The sequence below is a fragment of the Flavobacterium sp. TAB 87 genome, from assembly GCF_001529295.1.
Taxonomy (GTDB): domain Bacteria; phylum Bacteroidota; class Bacteroidia; order Flavobacteriales; family Flavobacteriaceae; genus Flavobacterium.
In genome coordinates, this window is the sequence record NZ_LLWK01000038.1 from 940,828 (window position 1) to 960,252 (window position 19,425).

The following is a 19,425-nucleotide window of genomic DNA, read 5'->3' on the forward strand; positions in this document are numbered from 1 at the left end:
TTCAAGGAAATTATGGCTAAATTATTAGTAAAACAAGTTAGAAGTAAAATCAACTGTCCACTTGATCAAAAAAGAGGATTAGAAGCTTTAGGTCTACGCAAAATGGGTCAGGTTGTAGAACATGATTCAAACCCTGCAATCCTTGGGATGATAAACAAAGTTAAACACTTAGTTTCTGTAGAAGAAGCTAAATAACAAATACTGGTATGAATTTAAGTAACTTACAACCAGCTGAAGGATCTACACACAATCAAAATAAGAGGTTAGGTAGAGGAGAAGGTTCTGGAAAAGGTGGTACTTCTGCAAGAGGACACAAAGGAGCAAAATCTCGTTCTGGTTATTCTAAAAAGATTGGATTTGAAGGAGGGCAAATGCCACTTCAAAGACGTGTGCCTAAGTTTGGTTTCACAAACATCAATCGTAAAGAATACGAGGGTGTCAATTTGGACACGCTTCAATTATTAGTAGACAATGGTGTGATTACAGATGCTGTCAACATGACAGATTATGTATCAAATCGTCTAGCTACCAAAAATGAGATCGTTAAGATTTTAGGTAGAGGAGAGTTGAAAGCAAAATTAAAAGTAACTGCTCACAAATTTACTGCTACTGCAAAAGCTGCTATTGAAGCTGCTGGTGGAGAAGCTGTAACAATATAATTTTTCTATTAGGATGAAGAAATTTATTGAATCGATAAGTAATGTTTGGAAAATCGAAGAACTAAGGAATAGAATCCTAATTACTTTAGGGTTGCTTTTAGTATATCGTTTTGGTGCACACGTTACGCTTCCTGGAATTGATGCAACGCAATTGACCGGTTTAGCGGGACAAACAAAAAATGGTTTAGGGTCTATCCTAGACATGTTTACCGGAGGAGCATTCTCTAAAGCATCTGTTTTTGCTTTAGGAATTATGCCTTATATTTCTGCGTCTATTGTAGTTCAGTTAATGGGGATTGCGATTCCATATTTGCAAAAACTTCAAAGTGATGGAGAAAGTGGTAGAAAAAAAATCAACCAAATTACTCGTTGGTTAACAATAGGTATTACATTGGTTCAAGGACCAACTTACATCTATAACTTATACAGAACATTGCCTAGTAGTGCTTTTCTACTAGGTTTTAATTCTTTCGAATTTTTGTTCTCTGCTGTAGTGATCTTAGTTACTGGCACAATATTTGCTATGTGGTTAGGAGAAAAAATTACAGACAAAGGTATTGGTAATGGTATTTCATTGTTGATTATGGTAGGTATTTTAGCTCGCTTTCCGCAGGCTTTTATACAAGAGTTTACTACCAGAGTTACCAATAACAATGGAGGGCCGATGTTGTTAGTTATAGAAATTATTATTTGGTTATTGGTAATCATTGCTTGTGTCATGTTAATTATGGCAGTACGTAAGATTCCAGTTCAGTACGCTCGTCGTACTACATCTGGAAGTTACGAACAAGATTCAATGGGTGGTAATAGACAGTGGATTCCACTTAAGCTTAATGCTTCAGGTGTAATGCCTATTATTTTTGCGCAAGCAATTATGTTTATTCCTGCAGCTGTAGCTGGATTATCTACATCAGATGCGTCACAATCTGTTGTTGGAGCTTTTAGTGATATGTTCGGATTTTGGTATAATTTAGTTTTTGCATTGCTTATTATTGTATTTACTTTCTTTTATACTGCTATAACCGTTCCTACCAATAAAATGTCTGATGACTTAAAGAGAAGTGGTGGTTTTATTCCTGGGATTCGTCCAGGTGTAGAAACTTCTGATTTTTTAGATAAAGTGATGTCTTTAATAACTTTCCCAGGATCTTTATTTCTTGCTTTAATAGCTGTGTTTCCAGCCATTGTTGTAAGTTTTATGGATGTACAACAATCTTGGGCAATGTTTTTTGGTGGTACTTCATTGATCATTATGGTTGGTGTGGCAATAGATACCATCCAACAGGTTAATTCATATTTGTTGAATAAGCATTATGATGGTTTAATGAAAACTGGTAAAAACAGAAAGGCGGTAGCTTAATTTTATGGCAAAACAATCAGCAATAGAACAAGACGGATCAATAATTGAAGCATTATCAAATGCTATGTTCCGTGTAGAATTAGAAAATGGACATATTGTAATTGCTCATATCTCTGGTAAAATGCGTATGCATTACATCAAATTATTACCTGGTGATAAGGTGAAACTAGAAATGAGTCCATACGATCTGTCAAAAGCAAGAATTACTTATAGATATTAAAGGATATTCACAATGAAAGTTAGAGCATCAGTAAAAAAGAGAAGTCCCGAGTGCGTTATCGTGCGTAGAAAAGGGATATTGTACGTAATAAACAAAAAGAATCCTAGATTTAAACAAAGACAAGGATAATTATGGCAAGAATAGCAGGGGTAGATATCCCAAAAAACAAGAGAGGTGTTATTGCACTTACCTATATCTTTGGATTAGGAAAAAGTAGAGCAATTGAGATTTTAGAAAAAGCTCAAGTAAGCCAAGATAAAAAAGTTCAAGATTGGAATGATGACGAGATCGGAGCAATTCGTGAAGCTGTTGGAACTTTCAAAATTGAAGGAGAATTACGTTCTGAAGTTTCTTTGAACATCAAACGTTTAATGGATATTGGTTGTTATAGAGGTATCCGTCATAGATCAGGTCTTCCATTAAGAGGGCAAAGAACTAAAAACAACTCTAGAACAAGAAAAGGTAAAAGAAAAACTGTTGCTAACAAGAAAAAAGCAACTAAATAATAAGTAATATGGCTAAAGCAACTGCAAAAAAGCGTAAAGTTATCGTTGAATCAACGGGTGAGGCTCATATTTCTGCCACTTTCAACAATATTATCATTTCTTTGACTAATAAGAAAGGTGAAGTTATTTCATGGTCTTCAGCTGGTAAAATGGGCTTTAGAGGTTCTAAAAAGAACACTCCATACGCGGCTCAAATGGCAGCAGAAGATTGTAGTAAAGTAGCACTTGAAGCAGGATTGAAAAAAGTTAAGGTTTATGTTAAAGGACCAGGAAACGGACGTGAGTCTGCTATTCGTTCTTTACATAACGGTGGAATTGAAGTAACAGAAATCATTGACGTTACTCCTATGCCTCACAACGGATGTCGTCCTCCTAAAAGACGTAGAGTATAATATTAATAATTTAAGTATAACCAAGGTAGAACTTACGATTATCGAAGGATATGACCTGAATTCATAATCTCTACCTTAATTAATTTTTGAAATGGCAAGATATACTGGTCCTAAAACTAGAATTGCTCGTAAATTTGGCGAAGCAATCTTCGGAGATGACAAATCTTTCGAAAGAAGAAATTACCCACCTGGACAACACGGGATGGCTAAAAAAAGAGGTAAAAAATCTGAGTATGCAATCCAGTTGATGGAAAAGCAAAAAGCTAAATATTCTTATGGAATTTTAGAAAAACAATTCAGAGGTTTATTTAAAAAAGCAGCAGCTACTAAAGGTGTTACTGGTGAAGTTTTGTTACAATTATGTGAAGCAAGATTAGATAATGTTGTTTTTAGAATGGGTATCGCTCCTTCTAGAAGAGGTGCTAGACAATTAGTATCTCATAGACACATTACTGTAAATGGAGAAGTGGTGAACATTCCTTCGTACCACTTGAAACCTAGTGACAAAGTTGCAGTTCGTGAAAAATCTAAATCTTTAGATGCTATCGAGCGTTCTTTATCTAATTCAAGTCATGTTTATGAGTGGATTACTTGGAACTCTGATCTTAAAGAAGGAACTTTTGTTTCTGTGCCTGCAAGACTTCAGATCCCAGAAAATATTAAAGAACAATTAATCGTAGAGTTGTACAACAAATAATAATTGACTTAGTCGAAATTTATGGCAATATTTAATTTTCAAAAGCCCGATAAAGTTATCATGATCGATTCAACCGATTTTGAAGGTAAATTCGAATTTAGACCTTTAGAACCTGGTTATGGATTGACTGTTGGTAATGCACTTAGAAGAGTTTTGCTTTCAGCATTAGAAGGTTATGCAATTACATCCGTTCGTATAGAAGGTGTAGATCATGAGTTTTCTACTATCTCAGGTGTTGTTGAAGATGTTACCGAAATTATCCTTAATCTTAAACAAGTTCGTTTTAAACGTCAAATTGAAGATATCGATAACGAAGCAGTTACTATTTCTGTTTCTGGTAAAGATCAACTAACAGCAGGAGATTTTCAAAAATTTATTTCAGGTTTCCAAGTTTTGAATCCCGAGCTGGTTATCTGTAATTTAGATAGTAAAATCAAACTGAATTTCGATTTAACAATTGAGAAAGGTAGAGGATACGTTCCTGCTGAAGAAAACAAAAAACAGAATGCTGCAATTGGAACTATATTTACAGATTCAATTTTTACGCCAGTAAAAAATGTAAAATATGCTATCGAAAACTTCCGTGTAGAGCAAAAGACAGATTACGAAAAATTAGTTTTTGAAATTAAAACTGATGGCTCGATCAATCCTAAAGATGCTCTTACTGAAGCTGCAAAAGTTTTAATTCACCACTTCATGTTATTCTCTGATGAAAGAATTACACTCGAGGCTGACGAAATTGCACAAACAGAATCATATGATGAAGAGTCATTGCATATGAGACAATTGCTTAAAACTAAGCTTGTTGATATGGATTTATCTGTTAGAGCATTAAATTGCTTGAAAGCGGCTGAAGTTGATACACTTGGTGATTTAGTATCGTTCAATAAAAATGACCTAATGAAATTCCGTAATTTTGGTAAAAAATCTTTAACAGAACTAGATGAACTAGTAGCTGTTAAGAATTTAACTTTCGGAATGGATCTAGCGAAATACAAATTAGATAAAGAATAAATTACTTCATATTTTGATCTCCAAAATGGATAGCATCAAGATGAAAGTATAAAAAAACACGTCATGAGACACGGAAAAAAATTCAACCACTTAAGCAGACAGACTGGACATAGGAAAGCTATGTTAGCTAATATGGCTTGTTCTCTTATTGAGCACAAACGTATTAATACTACTGTTGCTAAAGCGAAAGCGCTTAAACAATTCGTTGAGCCTTTAATCACAAAATCAAAAGATGATACGACTCATAATCGTCGTATTGTTTTTGCATACTTACGTAGCAAATATGCTGTAACTGACTTGTTCAGGGATGTAGCTGCTAAAGTAGGAGATCGTCCGGGTGGATACACTCGTATTATTAAAGTTGGTAATCGTTTAGGAGATAACGCTGATATGGCGATGATCGAATTGGTAGATTTTAACGAGCTTTATAACGGTGGTAAAAAAGAAGTTAAAAAAGCAAAAAGCCGTCGTGGTGGTAAAGCAAAAAAAGCGGATGATTCTACTGAAGATTCTCCAGTTGCTGAGTCAGACAAAACGTCAACTGATGCTGCTGAATAATTATGAAAATAATAATTCAATAAAAATTAAGGATAAGCTATTTATAGTTTATCCTTTTTTTTTTTTGATGTTTTCATTTCTATTTATATTTTTATAACTTTTTGCAGCTAAGAGGTTTTATTTTTATAATTGAATTTTTGAAAAATGTTTGCAACCACTCGATTAATCGAGTAAATTTGCAAAATAGTTGAAGACGGCAAGTAAATTCGATTTTTGTCGAGTACAATTACTAAAAAAACAACACAAATTAACAGATGAAATATACAACAAGACATAAGGCGATCCTTTTATTAAGTGATGGTACGATCTTTCATGGTAAATCTATTGGGATAAGCGGTACTACGTTTGGCGAAGTTTGTTTTAATACTGGGATGACTGGTTATCAAGAGATATTTACAGATCCTTCGTATTTCGGACAGCTTATGGTGGCTACCAATGCGCACATTGGTAATTACGGAGTGAACGACTCAGAAGTTGAATCTGCTTCTATTAAAATTTCCGGTCTAATTTGTAAAAACTTTAGTTTTAATTATTCTAGAGAAGATGCTTCTGGAAGTTTAGAAGATTATTTCATAAAAGAAAACTTAATTTGCATCTCGGATGTAGATACACGCGCACTGGTGAGTTACATAAGAGATAATGGGGCCATGAACGCTGTGATTTGTACAGATGATACATCTATTGAAGAGTTGAAAATAGCACTTCAAAATGTTCCAAATATGGAAGGCTTAGAGTTGGCTTCAAAAGTGTCTACAAAAGAGCCATATTTTTACGGAGATAAAAATGCTAAGTATAAAATTTCTGCTTTAGATTTAGGAATTAAAACGAATATTTTGCGTAATCTTGCGAAGAGAGATTGCTACGTTAAAGTATTTCCATATGATGCAACCTATGCCGATTTAGCAGAATTTAATCCAGATGGATTTTTCTTATCCAATGGTCCTGGTGATCCCGATCCCCTTTTTGGCGCAATCGAATTGGCTAAACAGATTTTAGCTGAGGATAAACCACTATTTGGTATTTGTCTAGGACACCAAGTTATCGCTCTAGCGAATGGAGTTTCAACTTATAAAATGTTTAATGGACACCGTGGAATTAATCACCCAGTTAAAAATGTAGTAACAGGAAAAGGAGAAATTACCTCACAGAACCATGGTTTTGCGGTTAACAAAGAAGAGCTTGAAGCAAATTCTGACTTAGAGATCACTCATTTGCATTTAAATGATGGTACAGTTGCTGGAATGAGAATGAAAAACAAGAATTGTTTTTCTGTACAATATCATCCTGAAGCAAGTCCTGGACCACACGATTCTTCTTATTTGTTTGATCAATTTATTGAGAACATTAATAAAAAGTAACGCTACATCGTTTTAGTTAATAAGTAAAGATTTTTTATTGAGTAAGTGTTCAAATGATATGAAATATTTTTATAATTTCGAAAAAGATTTATAATTTAATAAAAATAAAATAAATAATGAGTATTATAATTAAAATTCACGCAAGACAAATTTTTGATTCTAGAGGTAATCCTACAATTGAAGTTGATGTAATTACAGAAAATGGTGTTTTAGGTAGAGCCGCTGTTCCTTCGGGAGCTTCAACAGGAGAACATGAGGCTGTTGAGTTACGTGATGGTGGTAAAGCCTTCTTAGGAAAAGGAGTTTTGAACGCTGTGAAAAATGTTAATACTCTTATTGCTGAAGAGTTAGTTGGGGTTTCGGTTTTCGAGCAAAATACAATCGATCAGTTGATGATTGATTTAGATGGTACTCCAAATAAATCTAAATTGGGTGCTAATGCAATTTTAGGAGTTTCGATGGCTGCTGCAAAAGCGGCTGCAAACGAATTAGGATTGCCTTTGTATCGTTATATTGGTGGAGTTTCTGCTAATACGTTACCAGTTCCAATGATGAACATCATCAACGGTGGGTCGCACTCTGATGCGCCGATCGCTTTTCAAGAATTTATGATTTTTCCTGTAAAAGCAACTTCTTTTACGCATGCAATGCAAATGGGAACTGAGATTTTCCATAGTTTGAAAAAAGTATTACATGACAGAGGTTTAAGTACAGCTGTTGGTGATGAAGGTGGTTTTGCTCCAAACTTGCCAGGTGGTACTGAAGATGCTTTGGATACAATTAAATTAGCGGTTGAAAATGCTGGATATACTTTTGGTGAAGAGATTATGATTGCTTTAGACTGTGCAGCTGCAGAGTTTTATGTAAATGGTAAATATGATTATTCTAAGTTTGAAGGTGAAACTGGAAAAGTAAGATCATCAGCGGAACAAGTAGAGTATTTGGCTGAATTAGTGGATAAATACCCAATTATTTCAGTTGAAGATGGTATGGATGAAAATGACTGGGACGGTTGGAAATTATTGACTGAGAAAATTGGTGATAAAGTACAATTAGTTGGTGATGATTTATTTGTAACTAATGTAGAGCGTTTGTCTACTGGTATCGAAAAAGGAATTGCTAATTCTATTCTTATTAAAGTAAACCAAATCGGAACTTTAACTGAGACGATTGCAGCGGTTAATATGGCTAAAAACGCAGGCTATACTACTGTAATGTCACATCGTTCTGGTGAAACCGAAGACAATACAATTGCTGACTTAGCGGTTGCATTGAATTGTGGTCAAATCAAGACTGGATCAGCGTCTCGTTCTGATCGTATGGCAAAATACAATCAATTGTTAAGAATTGAAGAAGAATTAGGTTCTACGGCTTATTTTCCTGGTTTAAATGCCTTTAAAATAAAGTAATTCTTTTACACATATATTTACAGACCACTCTTTGATTAAAAAGAGTGGTTTTTTTTTGGTTTTTTTATAAATTCATATACCGATTATCTTTTTATTTAATCTTAAATTCCTTAGATTTGGTAAATTATTATTTATAGAATTATTTCCAAATTATATTATGTCAAAAATAGCTACATTAGAATTAGATGGTAAGAAAATTGAGCTTCCGATCGTCACTGGAACCGAAAATGAGTCTGCTATCGATATTAACAAATTACGTGATTTAACGGGAGTAATAACGCTTGATCCCGGGTACAAAAATTCAGGTTCGTGTAAAAGCGAAATTACCTTTTTAGATGGTGAAGAAGGAATTTTACGATACAGAGGATATTCGATAGAACAATTGGCAGAAAGTGCTCATTTCTTAGAAGTGTCTTTTCTTTTGATATTTGGTGAATTACCGACAACAGCAGAATTAGAAAAATTTGAAAATGATATTAAAAAGCATTCGTTGGTAAACGAAGAAATGAAAAGTATCATAGATGGCTTTCCTAAAACGGCTCACCCTATGGGAGTTTTAGCTTCTTTAACAAGTGCTTTAACAGCTTTCAATCCTAAGTCAGTAAATGCTGAGAATGAAAAGGAAATGTATGAAGCAGTTTGTAAGACTATCGCAAAATTTTTAGTTATTGCAACGTGGACATATAGAAAAACAATGGGTTATCCACTAAATTACTATGACAACACGCAAGGGTATGTAGAGAATTTTATGCAGATGATGTTTAGATTGCCAACACAGCCTTACCAGCCTAGCAAAACAGTGATCAGTGCATTAGATAAATTATTCATTCTTCATGCAGATCACGAGCAAAATTGTTCTACATCAACAGTACGCATGGTAGGTTCTTCTCATGCTGGTTTATTTGCGTCTATTTCTGCGGGTGTATCTGCACTTTGGGGACCACTGCACGGTGGAGCAAATCAAGCAGTTTTAGAAATGCTTGAAGAAATACACAGAGACGGCGGAGATACAGAAAAGTTTATGTCAAAAGCAAAAGACAAAAGCGATCCATTCCGTTTAATGGGATTTGGACATAGAGTGTATAAAAACTTTGATCCAAGAGCTAGAATTATAAAAAAGGCTGCTGATGAAGTGTTAGAAACTTTAGGAGTAGATGATCCTATTTTAGAAATTGCAAAAAAATTAGAAGCTGCAGCTTTAGATGACGAATATTTTAAATCGAGAAATTTATATCCAAACGTAGATTTTTACTCAGGAATTATTTACAGAGCATTAGGTATTCCTACCGATATGTTTACGGTAATGTTTGCTATTGGTAGACTTCCAGGTTGGATTGCGCAGTGGAAAGAAATGCGTGAGAATAAAGAGCCAATAGGTCGTCCGAGACAAATTTATACAGGACACCCACTTCGCGAATATAAAGCGAACAAATAATAAATCATTTGAAAAGCTTCACGTAACTGTGAAGCTTTTTTTTATCTTTGCTTAACAAAAAGCAAAAAAAATGTTACAAATTAATATACATAACGAAACATCAAGATTAAGGGCTGTGGTTTTAGGAACTGCCGAAAGTAATGGTCCGACACCTGCAATTGATGAAGCTTATGATCCTAAATCACTGGAACATATAAAAGCAGGAACATATCCTGTGGAAAAAGACATGCTTAAAGAGATTAATGCGATTGACGCTGTTTTTCAAAAATATGATGTCAAGGTATATCGTCCGAATTTAATTGAAAATTGCAATCAAATTTTTACTCGTGATATCGGTTTTGTGATTGGAGACACTTTTGTAAAATCAAATATTTTGCCCGATCGTGAACTAGAATTGGAGGCAATTCAATACGTATTAGATGAAATGAATCCTTTAAAAGTTGTTCGTCCGCCAGAAGAAGTTCATATAGAAGGTGGAGATGTGATGCTTTGGAACGACTATATTTTTGTTGGTACTTATAAAGGTGGAGACTACAAAGATTATATTACAGCGAGAACCAATCTACAAGGAGTCGCTTATCTAAAAGAAACTTTCCCTAATAAAATTGTAAAGGAGTTTGACTTGGTTAAGTCAAAAATAGAGGCTCGTGACAATGCCTTGCATTTAGATTGTTGTTTTCAACCTGTCGGAAAAAATAAAGGAATAATTTATAAAAATGGTTTCAGAGAAGAAGCAGATTACGAGTTTTTAGTTGGTCTTTTCGGAAAAGAAAATTTATTTCATATTGAAAGAGAGGAAATGTATCATATGTTTTCTAATGTTTTTTCTATTGATGACAATGTGGTCGTTTCAGAAAGAAATTTTACCAGATTAAACAATTGGCTACGAGATAATGGATTTATTGTGGAAGAAGTTCCATACGCAGAGATTGCCAAACAAGAAGGGCTTTTACGTTGTTCTACTTTGCCTTTAATTAGAGATTAAATTATATTAAATATGAAACAAACTACTAATTCTATTTTGATGATTCGTCCTGTTGCTTTTCGTATGAACGAGCAAACAGCGGTAAATAATTACTACCAAAAAGTGCTAGATGGACTTTTACCTACTACAGTAAACGCTAAAGCGCAACAAGAATTTGATGCTTTTGTTGAGAAGTTAAAAGCCGTTGGAGTTGATGTTACGGTTGTTGACGACACGTTAGATACAGATACTCCAGACAGTATTTTTCCAAACAATTGGATTTCTTTCCACGAAAATGGAGATGTTGCCTTGTACCCGATGTTTGCAGAGAATCGCAGATTTGAACGTCGTGAAGATATTTTAGACATTCTAGAAGAAAAAGGTTTTGTGATTACTAATATTATGGATTACACTTCTGCAGAAGAAGATGGATTTTTCTTAGAAGGTACAGGAAGTCTCCTTTTAGACAGGGCTAATGGCAAAGCATATTGTGCATTGTCGCCAAGAGCCGATGAGGAATTGTTTATCGAGTTTTGCGAAGATTTTGATAAAGCACCAATCATTTTTGAAGCTTTTCAAACAGTTGGTAAGCAACGGGAGTTAATTTACCACACGAACGTAATGATGTGTTTAGGAGAAACTTTTGCCGTTATTTGCGCCGATTGTATTGATGATAAAAAGGAGCGAAAAATGGTGTTGGATAGTCTTAGAGTAGATAAAAAAGAAATTATCTTAATCACAGAGGAGCAAGTGAATAGTTTTGCAGGAAACATGCTTGAAGTTCGCGGTGCAGCTGATAAAAAATATGTAGTAATGAGTACGTCGGCGCATCAAAGTTTGACTCCGAAACAAATTAGTCAATTAGAGAATCATGCTGAGATTTTAAGCTCAAGTTTAGATACAATTGAAGCTTGTGGAGGTGGAAGTGCCCGTTGCATGATGGCAGAAATTTTTCTTCCTAAAAAATAAAACTTTTAATATTCACTAAAAAAAGGGATGAAGCGTAGTGTGTTTTCATCCCTTTCTCTTTACATCAAATTCCCTTTGATTATATTAATAATCGAGCTTACGATATATTGAACTCCAATTGCGATAACAATAAAGCCGATGATTCTCGAGATTGCTACAATTCCAGACGCTCCTAAAAACCGAGCTAAGTAATGTGCACTTCTTAAAATTAAAAATATTAAAAATGCAGTGGTTAAAATTGCTAAAACTGCAACAATTATATCAGAAGTTGAATGGTGCTCTTGGTAAAATGCTATTAGTAAAGAAATTGATCCTGGACCTGCTAACATGGGTATGGCTAAAGGAGTTAATGCAATATCGTTTCTTTTTTGGGCATCATTTTCTACTTTTTTATTGATGCCTCTTCTTTTATTCATTTGACCAGATAACAATGAAAAACCAGAATTTGCAATCACCAATCCACCAGCAATACGAAGTGCATCGATACTAATTCCAAAAAAAGTGAGCACATATTGTCCGATAAAAAAGGAAACAATCAAAATAATAAAAACATTAATCGCTGTCCACAATGAAATTCTAGAGCGCTCTGCCTTGGAGTCGTCTTGGGTAAGTCCGACAAAAATAGGAACGGTACCGATTGGGTTAATTACAGAGAACAGCGCAGCAATTAAATAAATGAATAAATCCATGAAGTTTTGTTTGTTTGGTCAAAAATACTATTAATAATGTAATTTTTGAATGCCTAATGTTACTATTGTGTTTATTTTTTTAGTTTAAATATAAGTTTTCTACCTACGAATGACCAACTTATTTTTGTTTACTTTTGTGTTATATATTAAAAACATGAAAAGTAAAAGAACTTTAGTGCTTGGAGCGAGCACAAAAACAGATAGATACGCTTATAAAGCAATTACGATGCTTGTGGAAAAAGGACATCCAGTGTTAGCAATTGGCCAAAGAGCTGGTGAAGTAGCAGGAATAAAAATTCACACCAAAGCAATTCCAGTAAAAAGTGTCGATACGATAACACTCTATCTTAATCCAATGCGTCAGCGTGATTACTACAATTATATTATAGAAGCCCAGCCCAAACGAGTAATCTTTAATCCAGGTACCGAAAATCCAGAGTTTTATCAATTATTAGAGCTTAATAATATTAAAGCTGAAGTTGCTTGTACGTTGGTTTTATTGAGTACCAATCAGTATTAAGTTTTTAATTTGTAGCTAATCCAGCTATACGCTATATCTTTTGTGTTGGTCCAATAAAATATTGGCTCAACACAAAAGGATGTCGCTGCTATCTGGGCTAAAATAGTGTAGTATTGCAATCACGTACTTGTTTTAAAATTGCAAGTTTTCTAATAAAAAACAGTATTTCTTTAGTATGGAATTCTCATCAAAATTAATTGAAAAAGCCGTAAATGAGATGTCACAATTGCCAGGCATTGGCAAGCGTACGGCATTGCGTTTGGTTTTGCATTTGTTGAAACAGCCCAAAGAACAAAGTGCATTTTTAGCCGAAGCGTTAAATACGATGCGAAACGATATTCGTTTTTGTGAATCGTGTCATAATATTTCAGATACCGATTTGTGTGAAATATGTGCTAATACTTCCCGAAATCACCAAACTATTTGTGTAGTCGAAGACATTCGTGACGTTATGGCTATTGAAAACACTGGTCAATACAAAGGCATATATCATGTGCTTGGCGGTAAAATATCTCCTATTGAAGGCGTTGGACCAAGTCAATTACACATTGGTTCCTTGGTTGATAAAGTAAAATCAGGAAAAGTGGTCGAAATAATCTTTGCTTTGAGTTCGACTATGGAAGGAGATACGACTAATTTTTACATCTACAAACAAATCGCAGAGATTTCCATTATTATTTCGACTATTGCCAGAGGTATTGCAGTTGGTGATGAACTAGAGTATGCAGACGAAGTTACTTTGGGTCGCAGTATTTTGCATCGTGTGCCTTTTGAGAAAAGTTTTAAAAGTAATTAATTTAGTCTTTTAAAATTCGATAGTATTCAAATAAAAAACGAAATCCTATATTTGCGTTTCAAAACTTAAAAAATGACTAAAAACAGTCTTTGTCTCTTGCTTTTATTGAGCGTCTTTGTAACGTCATGCATCCCGTTAAATGATCTTGTGTATTTGCAAGATAAAGATACAAAGGGAATTGAAAGAGCAGTTTCCGCGGTAGAATCTAAACCGTACCGCTTGCAAACTAATGATGTTATTAGTATCAACATAAAAGCGATTGATCCAAAGCTGGTTTCTATTTTTAATACTACAAATAGTGAAAGTGGATCCGCACAAGGTCGTTCAGAAACCGCTTTGTATTTTGATGGATTTACAGTTGACGATCATGGAAATATTCGTATTCCAGTTTTAGGTGAAATAAATGTTCTCGGGTTTACATTAGAGGAGGTGCGCTTAAAAATTGAGAATACCCTTTTAGATACTTATTTTAAAGCAGAAGCGAATATATTTGTTACGGTAAAATTAGCAGGATTTCGCTATACGATTAATGGCGAAGTAGGTAGTACTGGAACTAAAGTTTTATACAAGGATAATGTAAATGTTCTGGAAGCTATTGCTAATGCTGGAGATATTACAATAACAGGGAATCGAAAAGCAGTAACAATTATCAGACAGTTACCAACCGGTATCGAAATGCATACTATTGATTTAACGGATATTAATGTAATTCATTCGCCGTATTATCATTTACAACCGAACGATTACATTTACGTTAAACCATTAAAACAAAAAACTTGGGGAACTGGTAAAACCGGTATAGAGTCAATAGGTACAATAATTACTATTTTGTCTCTGGCTACGACAACGTATGTTCTCTTAAAAATATAACTCAAAACGAATGTTAGATATAAAAGATTTTTCAATTTTTGACAATCAGCCTAGTTTTGATTTTAAAGGCCTACTTCTTAAAATTTTAGGATACTGGAAGTGGTTTGTAATTTGTATTGCCCTTGGACTTATTATTGCGTATCAAATCAATATTCGTAAGGAGAAGATTTATGCCATGCAAACCATGATTTCGATTAAAGAAGAAAGTAATCCATTCTTTACTTCTAATACAAGTTTAGTTTTTAATTGGGGCGGAACTTCAGATCAAGTGAGTAGTACTTCTACTATTTTACAATCGAGATCTCATAATGAGCTAGTTGTAGATAAATTGCAGTTTTACATTGACTATCTTTCTCAAGGAAAATATAAGATGGTTGATGCTTATGGATCAGTTCCGTTTTCTATTTCGATAGATAAAATCAAAGGACAACTCGTCAATCAAGTGATCGGAATTAAATTTATAAATGCGTCTGAATATGAAATTCGAATTCCGTTTGAAGCCAATTCTGTTTCGCTAGTTAATTATACTGATAATTCGTATAGTAATACCGCAGTTGCAGTCGGTGATTTTGTTAAGAGATACAAAGTCGGTGACCGCGTTTCCCTGCCATTTTTAGATTGGAAATTACAAATCAATGATAAGCCTGGTTTTTATACAGGCAATGAATATTATGTGCGTTTAAATGATTTTGACGGCACGGTTTCTCGTTATCGAAACATTAATGTAAATGTTGATGCAAAGGCTGGTTCTATTTTGACATTGAGCCTTCAGGGAACGAATAAAGCGCGAATGGTGGAATATTTGAATGCCACTGTAAAAATGTTGATTAAAAATCAGTTGGATTCTAAAAACCAATTCGCAACCAATACGATTAGCTTTATTGATAGCACCTTAGTGGCTATGGAAAAGCAGCTAAAAACTACAGGCAACGAATTAAAAACATTCCGAAAGGATAAAAATATTTTCGACATCGAAGAAGGAGGCGCTAAATTCTCTGATAAGATGTTGGATTTTGATGTAGAACGAGATCAGATTACGCGAAAGGTTGCCTATTACAACTCCCTTAAATCGTATTTAAAAAACAGTGTTGATTATTCTAAGTTACCGGCTCCGTCAGTGGCTGGAATTGAAGACCCTAATATTGCTGCCAATGTTTCTAAATTAATTGCGCTTTCAACACAGCGTTCAGAAATGGCTTACGCAGTAAAGAGTGACAAGATATTTAAAGATTTTGACAATCAAATGGCGGCGGTTAAAAATGTACTTTTAGAAAATATTAATTCTGCAAAATCCTCGTTACAATATGACTTGGCGTTAATCAATGGTAAAATTGGTCAAGCGGAGAGTACTATAAAAAGACTGCCAGATGAACAACAAGAACTTCTAAAAATTAAAAGGAAATACGATTTAAGCGATAATATCTATAATACTTTTTTGCAAAAAAGGAGTGAGGCTGATATCGTTAAAGCGGCGAATCTTTCCGATATTCACTTTATAGATCCTGCAAAAGATATTGGCGGAGGTCTGATTGGTCCAAAAACATCTGTAAATTATGTGTTGGCTATTTTCTTAGGAATTTTGATTCCTTTACTTTTTGTGTTTATTATATTTTTTATTAATAATTCGATTCAGAACACCGAAGACATAAATAAATTAACTCAAATCCCATTAATTGGGGTCATTGGATTAAATGAAGAAAAAACAACATTAGCTGTTTTTGAAAAGCCGAAATCGGCGATGTCTGAATCATTTCGTGCGATACGTTCGTCGCTGCAATTTTTATATAAAAAGAAGCAGTTGGATGGTGCTAAGACATTAATGATAACGTCGTCTGTGAGTGGAGAAGGTAAAACATTTTGTTCTATTAATATAGCAACTGTTTTCGCCTTGAGCGAAAAGAAAACGGTTATTTTAGGTTTAGACTTAAGAAAACCAAGACTTGCGGAAGAGTTTGGAATAGAAAATAAAGATGGTATTGTTAATTATTTAATTAAGCAAAAGTCACTTCAAGAAATAACTAACAAAACCGTTATTCCGCATTTAGATGTTATCTTATCTGGCCCTGTTCCGCCAAATCCTTCAGAACTCATTATTAGTGAAGGAATGAATGAGTTAATGGAAGAGTTGAAAAAAAAGTACGATTATATTATTTTAGATACGCCACCTGTTGGTTTAGTTTCAGATTCTTTAGAATTAGTGCAATTTGCAGATACAACTATTTATGTGGTGAGACAGAATTATACTAAAAAGGATATGATTATGTTATTAAATACTAGAATACGACGCGGTGAACTTGAAAATGTTAGTATACTACTAAATGGGTTTGAGAACAAAGCAAAATATGGTTCAGCATATGGTTCGGCATATGGATACGGTTACGGTACTTATGGTTATTCATATAACGATAATCAAGAAGTCAAAAGCACCATTGCCGACCGTTTAAAAAAAATATTTAAAAAGTAGAGAAATGCAAGATCAAACAAGTTTTACCGTATTAATAACTGGTGGTGCCGGATTTATAGGTTCTAATCTATGTGAATATTTTTTAAATTTGGGTAACAAAGTAGTTTGTCTCGATAATTTTTCTACGGGCCATCGACACAATATCCTTCCTTTTTTAGACAATAAAAATTTTGCATTAATTGAAGGTGATATTCGAAATCTTGAAGACTGTAATACAGCAGTAAAGGGAGTCGATTATGTTTTGCATGAAGCTGCGTTGGGTTCAGTTCCGCGCTCGATTAATGATCCAATTACAACTAATGATGTTAATGTTTCCGGTTTTTTGAATATGCTAGTTGCATCAAGAGATGCGAAAGTCAAGCGATTTATATACGCTGCGAGTTCTTCGACTTATGGAGATTCAAAAGAATTACCTAAAGTAGAAGACGTGATAGGAAAGCCACTTTCTCCGTATGCAATTACAAAGTACGTGAATGAATTATACGCTGATATCTTCAGTAAAACTTACGGATTGGAAACCATTGGATTGCGTTATTTTAATGTATTTGGTAGAAGACAAGATCCTGAGGGTGCTTATGCCGCAGTTATTCCTAAATTTGTCAAACAATTAATGAATTTGGAAAGTCCTTTAATTAATGGTGATGGAAATTACTCTCGTGATTTTACTTACATTGACAATGTGATTCAGATGAATGCGTTGGCAATTAAGGCGACTGATTCAGAAGTTATAAATACTGTTTACAATACGGCTTACGGAGAACGCAATACGCTTAATGATTTGGTTCGCACCTTAAAACAAATTTTATCAGCATACGATTCGAAAATTGCTGCTGTTGAAATTTTGTATCAGTCGAACCGAGCAGGAGATATACCTCACAGCTTAGCAAGCATCGACAAAGCGAAAAATAATTTAGGATATGATCCAAAATTTTCATTAGAACAAGGCTTGCAAGAAGCCATTCAGTGGTACTGGGAAAATTTAAAATAACGATCCTACTGATAAAAGTAGAAAAGAATTGCATTTAAATTGATATAGATGAATATTAAAAAAATATGCTGTATTGGAGCAGGTTACGTAGGAGGGCCAACCATGACAGTCATTGCTCAAAAATGCCCGCACATTGAAGTTACTGTTGTTGATTTGAATGCGGAGCGTATTTTAGCATGGAATGATGAAAATGTGGAAAATATTCCAATTTACGAACCGGGATTGTCTTCGATTGTAGCAGAAGCTAGAGGGCGCAACTTATTCTTTTCTACTGATGTTGAGAAGGCAATTGATGAAGCAGATATTATTTTTATTTCGGTAAATACGCCTACAAAAACGTACGGAAAAGGAAAAAATATGGCAGCTGATTTAAAATACATTGAATTGTGTGCCCGACAGATTGCTAAGGTAGCTAAAAGTGATAAAATTGTTGTAGAAAAATCTACTTTGCCTGTGCGAACTGCAGAAGCTATAAAAAGTATTTTAGATCATACTGGAAATGGCGTACAATTTCAAATCTTGTCCAATCCAGAATTTTTAGCGGAAGGAACTGCAGTGGAAGATTTGCTGCATCCAGATCGTATTTTAATTGGTGGCGATACAACGCCAGAAGGTCAAGAGGCCATTGCGGCTTTGGTGGCTGTTTATGCGAATTGGGTAGATCGTGACAAGATTTTAACTACGAATGTATGGTCTTCGGAATTGTCAAAGCTAACCGCTAATGCTTTTTTAGCGCAACGCATTTCATCTATAAATGCTATGTCAGAACTGTGTGAAAAAACAGGTGCGGATGTCAATGAAGTTGCGAGAGCGATTGGAATGGATAGTCGAATTGGAAACAAGTTTTTGAAAGCTTCTGTTGGCTTTGGAGGTTCCTGCTTTCAGAAAGACATTTTAAATTTAGTGTATATAGCCAAATCCTATGGCTTGCATGAAGTAGCTGATTATTGGGAGCAGGTTATCATTATGAATGATCATCAAAAAAGACGCTTTTCAAATAAAATTGTTCAAACACTGTATAACACGGTTGCTGATAAAAAAATTGCTTTTTTAGGGTGGGCATTTAAGAAAGATACGAATGATACGAGAGAATCGGCGGCAATTTACGTAGCCGATGCTCTAATCAATGAGCAGGCAAAAATTGCGGTTTTTGATCCGAAAGTCTCTGAAAGTAAAGTGCTAAGTGATTTGAATTACTTACAATCACGCAGTTCAGATGAAAATAAGGATGCGATTAGTTCTTTAGATTCAGCTTACAGTGCATGTAAAAATGCGCATGCTGTTGCTGTACTGACAGAATGGGACGAGTTTAAAGAATATGATTGGACAAAAATATATGAGAGTATGCAAAAACCAGCTTTTATTTTCGATGGTCGTAATATTTTAGATAAACAAAGTCTAGAAAAAATTGGTTTTGTATACTGTGGAATTGGAGTATTGTAATGCAACCTCTCGACTGTTTTCTCTGTGACACTGTCGTTTATGGTGCATCTCGACTGCGCTCGATGTGACACTTTGGTATATGTGGTGTGCCTCGATTGCTTTCAATGTGATAGT

The 19,425-nt window shown here is 34.5% G+C and carries 22 protein-coding genes; 21 read left to right on the forward strand and 1 reads right to left on the reverse strand.

The annotated features are described in order from the left end of the window. Positions 1-12: 12 nt before the first annotated feature. From rpmD to ctlX, 15 genes are all read left to right on the forward strand, one after another. A complete protein-coding gene (rpmD, locus tag AP058_RS16180; protein ID WP_026707002.1) occupies positions 13-195 on the forward strand; it encodes a 50S ribosomal protein L30 in 183 nt (60 codons plus the stop codon). A gap of 11 nt (positions 196-206) precedes the next feature. Beyond that, on the forward strand, positions 207-659 hold the full coding sequence (gene rplO, locus AP058_RS16185) for a 50S ribosomal protein L15 (protein ID WP_066313251.1): 453 nt from the start codon (positions 207-209) through the stop codon (positions 657-659). Between the two features lie 13 nt (positions 660-672). Continuing rightward, on the forward strand, positions 673-2,019 hold the full coding sequence (gene secY, locus AP058_RS16190) for a preprotein translocase subunit SecY (RefSeq protein ID WP_066313254.1): 1,347 nt from the start codon (positions 673-675) through the stop codon (positions 2,017-2,019). A 4-nt stretch (positions 2,020-2,023) separates the two neighbouring features. Beyond that, complete coding sequence (gene infA, locus AP058_RS16195) at positions 2,024-2,239, forward strand: translation initiation factor IF-1 (RefSeq protein WP_007136545.1); 216 nt, start codon at positions 2,024-2,026, stop codon at positions 2,237-2,239. Between the two features lie 12 nt (positions 2,240-2,251). Then, on the forward strand, positions 2,252-2,368 hold the full coding sequence (gene rpmJ, locus AP058_RS16735; protein ID WP_082706679.1) for a 50S ribosomal protein L36: 117 nt from the start codon (positions 2,252-2,254) through the stop codon (positions 2,366-2,368). 2 nt (positions 2,369-2,370) lie between these two features. Further along, positions 2,371-2,745, forward strand: a complete 375-nt coding sequence (gene rpsM, locus AP058_RS16200) for a 30S ribosomal protein S13 (RefSeq protein ID WP_066313256.1) — start codon at positions 2,371-2,373, stop codon at positions 2,743-2,745. An 8-nt stretch (positions 2,746-2,753) separates the two neighbouring features. Continuing rightward, positions 2,754-3,137, forward strand: coding sequence for a 30S ribosomal protein S11 (gene rpsK / locus AP058_RS16205; RefSeq protein ID WP_024981527.1), 384 nt, complete (start codon positions 2,754-2,756; stop codon positions 3,135-3,137). 91 nt (positions 3,138-3,228) lie between these two features. Continuing rightward, entirely contained in the window at positions 3,229-3,834 is a 606-nt protein-coding gene (gene rpsD / locus AP058_RS16210) for a 30S ribosomal protein S4 (RefSeq protein ID WP_066313259.1), read from the forward strand. A gap of 21 nt (positions 3,835-3,855) precedes the next feature. Beyond that, on the forward strand, positions 3,856-4,848 hold the full coding sequence (locus AP058_RS16215) for a DNA-directed RNA polymerase subunit alpha (protein ID WP_026706997.1): 993 nt from the start codon (positions 3,856-3,858) through the stop codon (positions 4,846-4,848). A gap of 63 nt (positions 4,849-4,911) precedes the next feature. Then, positions 4,912-5,406 (forward strand): 50S ribosomal protein L17, encoded by a 495-nt coding sequence (rplQ, locus tag AP058_RS16220; RefSeq protein ID WP_066313261.1) that lies wholly within the window; start codon positions 4,912-4,914, stop codon positions 5,404-5,406. Positions 5,407-5,660: 254 nt separating this feature from the next. After that, positions 5,661-6,764, forward strand: a complete 1,104-nt coding sequence (gene carA, locus AP058_RS16225; RefSeq protein WP_066313263.1) for a glutamine-hydrolyzing carbamoyl-phosphate synthase small subunit — start codon at positions 5,661-5,663, stop codon at positions 6,762-6,764. 116 nt (positions 6,765-6,880) lie between these two features. Continuing rightward, positions 6,881-8,173 (forward strand): phosphopyruvate hydratase, encoded by a 1,293-nt coding sequence (gene eno / locus AP058_RS16230; RefSeq protein WP_066313266.1) that lies wholly within the window; start codon positions 6,881-6,883, stop codon positions 8,171-8,173. A gap of 157 nt (positions 8,174-8,330) precedes the next feature. Then, positions 8,331-9,608, forward strand: a complete 1,278-nt coding sequence (locus AP058_RS16235) for a citrate synthase (protein ID WP_066313269.1) — start codon at positions 8,331-8,333, stop codon at positions 9,606-9,608. A gap of 70 nt (positions 9,609-9,678) precedes the next feature. After that, positions 9,679-10,593 carry a dimethylarginine dimethylaminohydrolase family protein gene (locus AP058_RS16240; RefSeq protein WP_066313277.1) on the forward strand — a complete coding sequence of 305 codons (915 nt, stop codon included), beginning with the start codon at positions 9,679-9,681 and terminating at the stop codon, positions 10,591-10,593. Positions 10,594-10,605: 12 nt separating this feature from the next. Further along, the gene (gene ctlX, locus AP058_RS16245) at positions 10,606-11,541 is read left to right on the forward strand and encodes a citrulline utilization hydrolase CtlX (RefSeq protein ID WP_066313283.1); all 936 of its coding nucleotides are present in this window, start codon (positions 10,606-10,608) and stop codon (positions 11,539-11,541) included. A 59-nt stretch (positions 11,542-11,600) separates the two neighbouring features. Here ctlX and AP058_RS16250 read toward each other — a convergent pair whose 3' ends face one another. Beyond that, positions 11,601-12,230: a MarC family NAAT transporter gene (locus AP058_RS16250; protein WP_066313286.1), complete on the reverse strand. Its 630-nt coding sequence runs from the start codon at positions 12,228-12,230 to the stop codon at positions 11,601-11,603. 154 nt (positions 12,231-12,384) lie between these two features. On the opposite strand from AP058_RS16250, the gene AP058_RS16255 reads away from it, so the two are divergent. The 6 genes from AP058_RS16255 (at position 12,385) to AP058_RS16280 (ending at position 19,311) form a co-directional block, all read left to right on the forward strand. Next, positions 12,385-12,750, forward strand: coding sequence for a CoA-binding protein (locus AP058_RS16255; RefSeq protein WP_066313572.1), 366 nt, complete (start codon positions 12,385-12,387; stop codon positions 12,748-12,750). Positions 12,751-12,925: 175 nt separating this feature from the next. Further along, complete coding sequence (recR, locus tag AP058_RS16260; RefSeq protein ID WP_066313287.1) at positions 12,926-13,546, forward strand: recombination mediator RecR; 621 nt, start codon at positions 12,926-12,928, stop codon at positions 13,544-13,546. 72 nt (positions 13,547-13,618) lie between these two features. Beyond that, positions 13,619-14,416 carry a polysaccharide biosynthesis/export family protein gene (locus AP058_RS16265; protein ID WP_066313290.1) on the forward strand — a complete coding sequence of 266 codons (798 nt, stop codon included), beginning with the start codon at positions 13,619-13,621 and terminating at the stop codon, positions 14,414-14,416. Between the two features lie 10 nt (positions 14,417-14,426). After that, the gene (locus tag AP058_RS16270) at positions 14,427-16,880 is read left to right on the forward strand and encodes a tyrosine-protein kinase (protein ID WP_066313292.1); all 2,454 of its coding nucleotides are present in this window, start codon (positions 14,427-14,429) and stop codon (positions 16,878-16,880) included. 4 nt (positions 16,881-16,884) lie between these two features. Next, positions 16,885-17,868, forward strand: a complete 984-nt coding sequence (locus AP058_RS16275; protein ID WP_066313295.1) for an SDR family oxidoreductase — start codon at positions 16,885-16,887, stop codon at positions 17,866-17,868. A 48-nt stretch (positions 17,869-17,916) separates the two neighbouring features. Continuing rightward, entirely contained in the window at positions 17,917-19,311 is a 1,395-nt protein-coding gene (locus AP058_RS16280; RefSeq protein WP_066313297.1) for a UDP-glucose 6-dehydrogenase, read from the forward strand. Positions 19,312-19,425 lie beyond the last annotated feature (114 nt).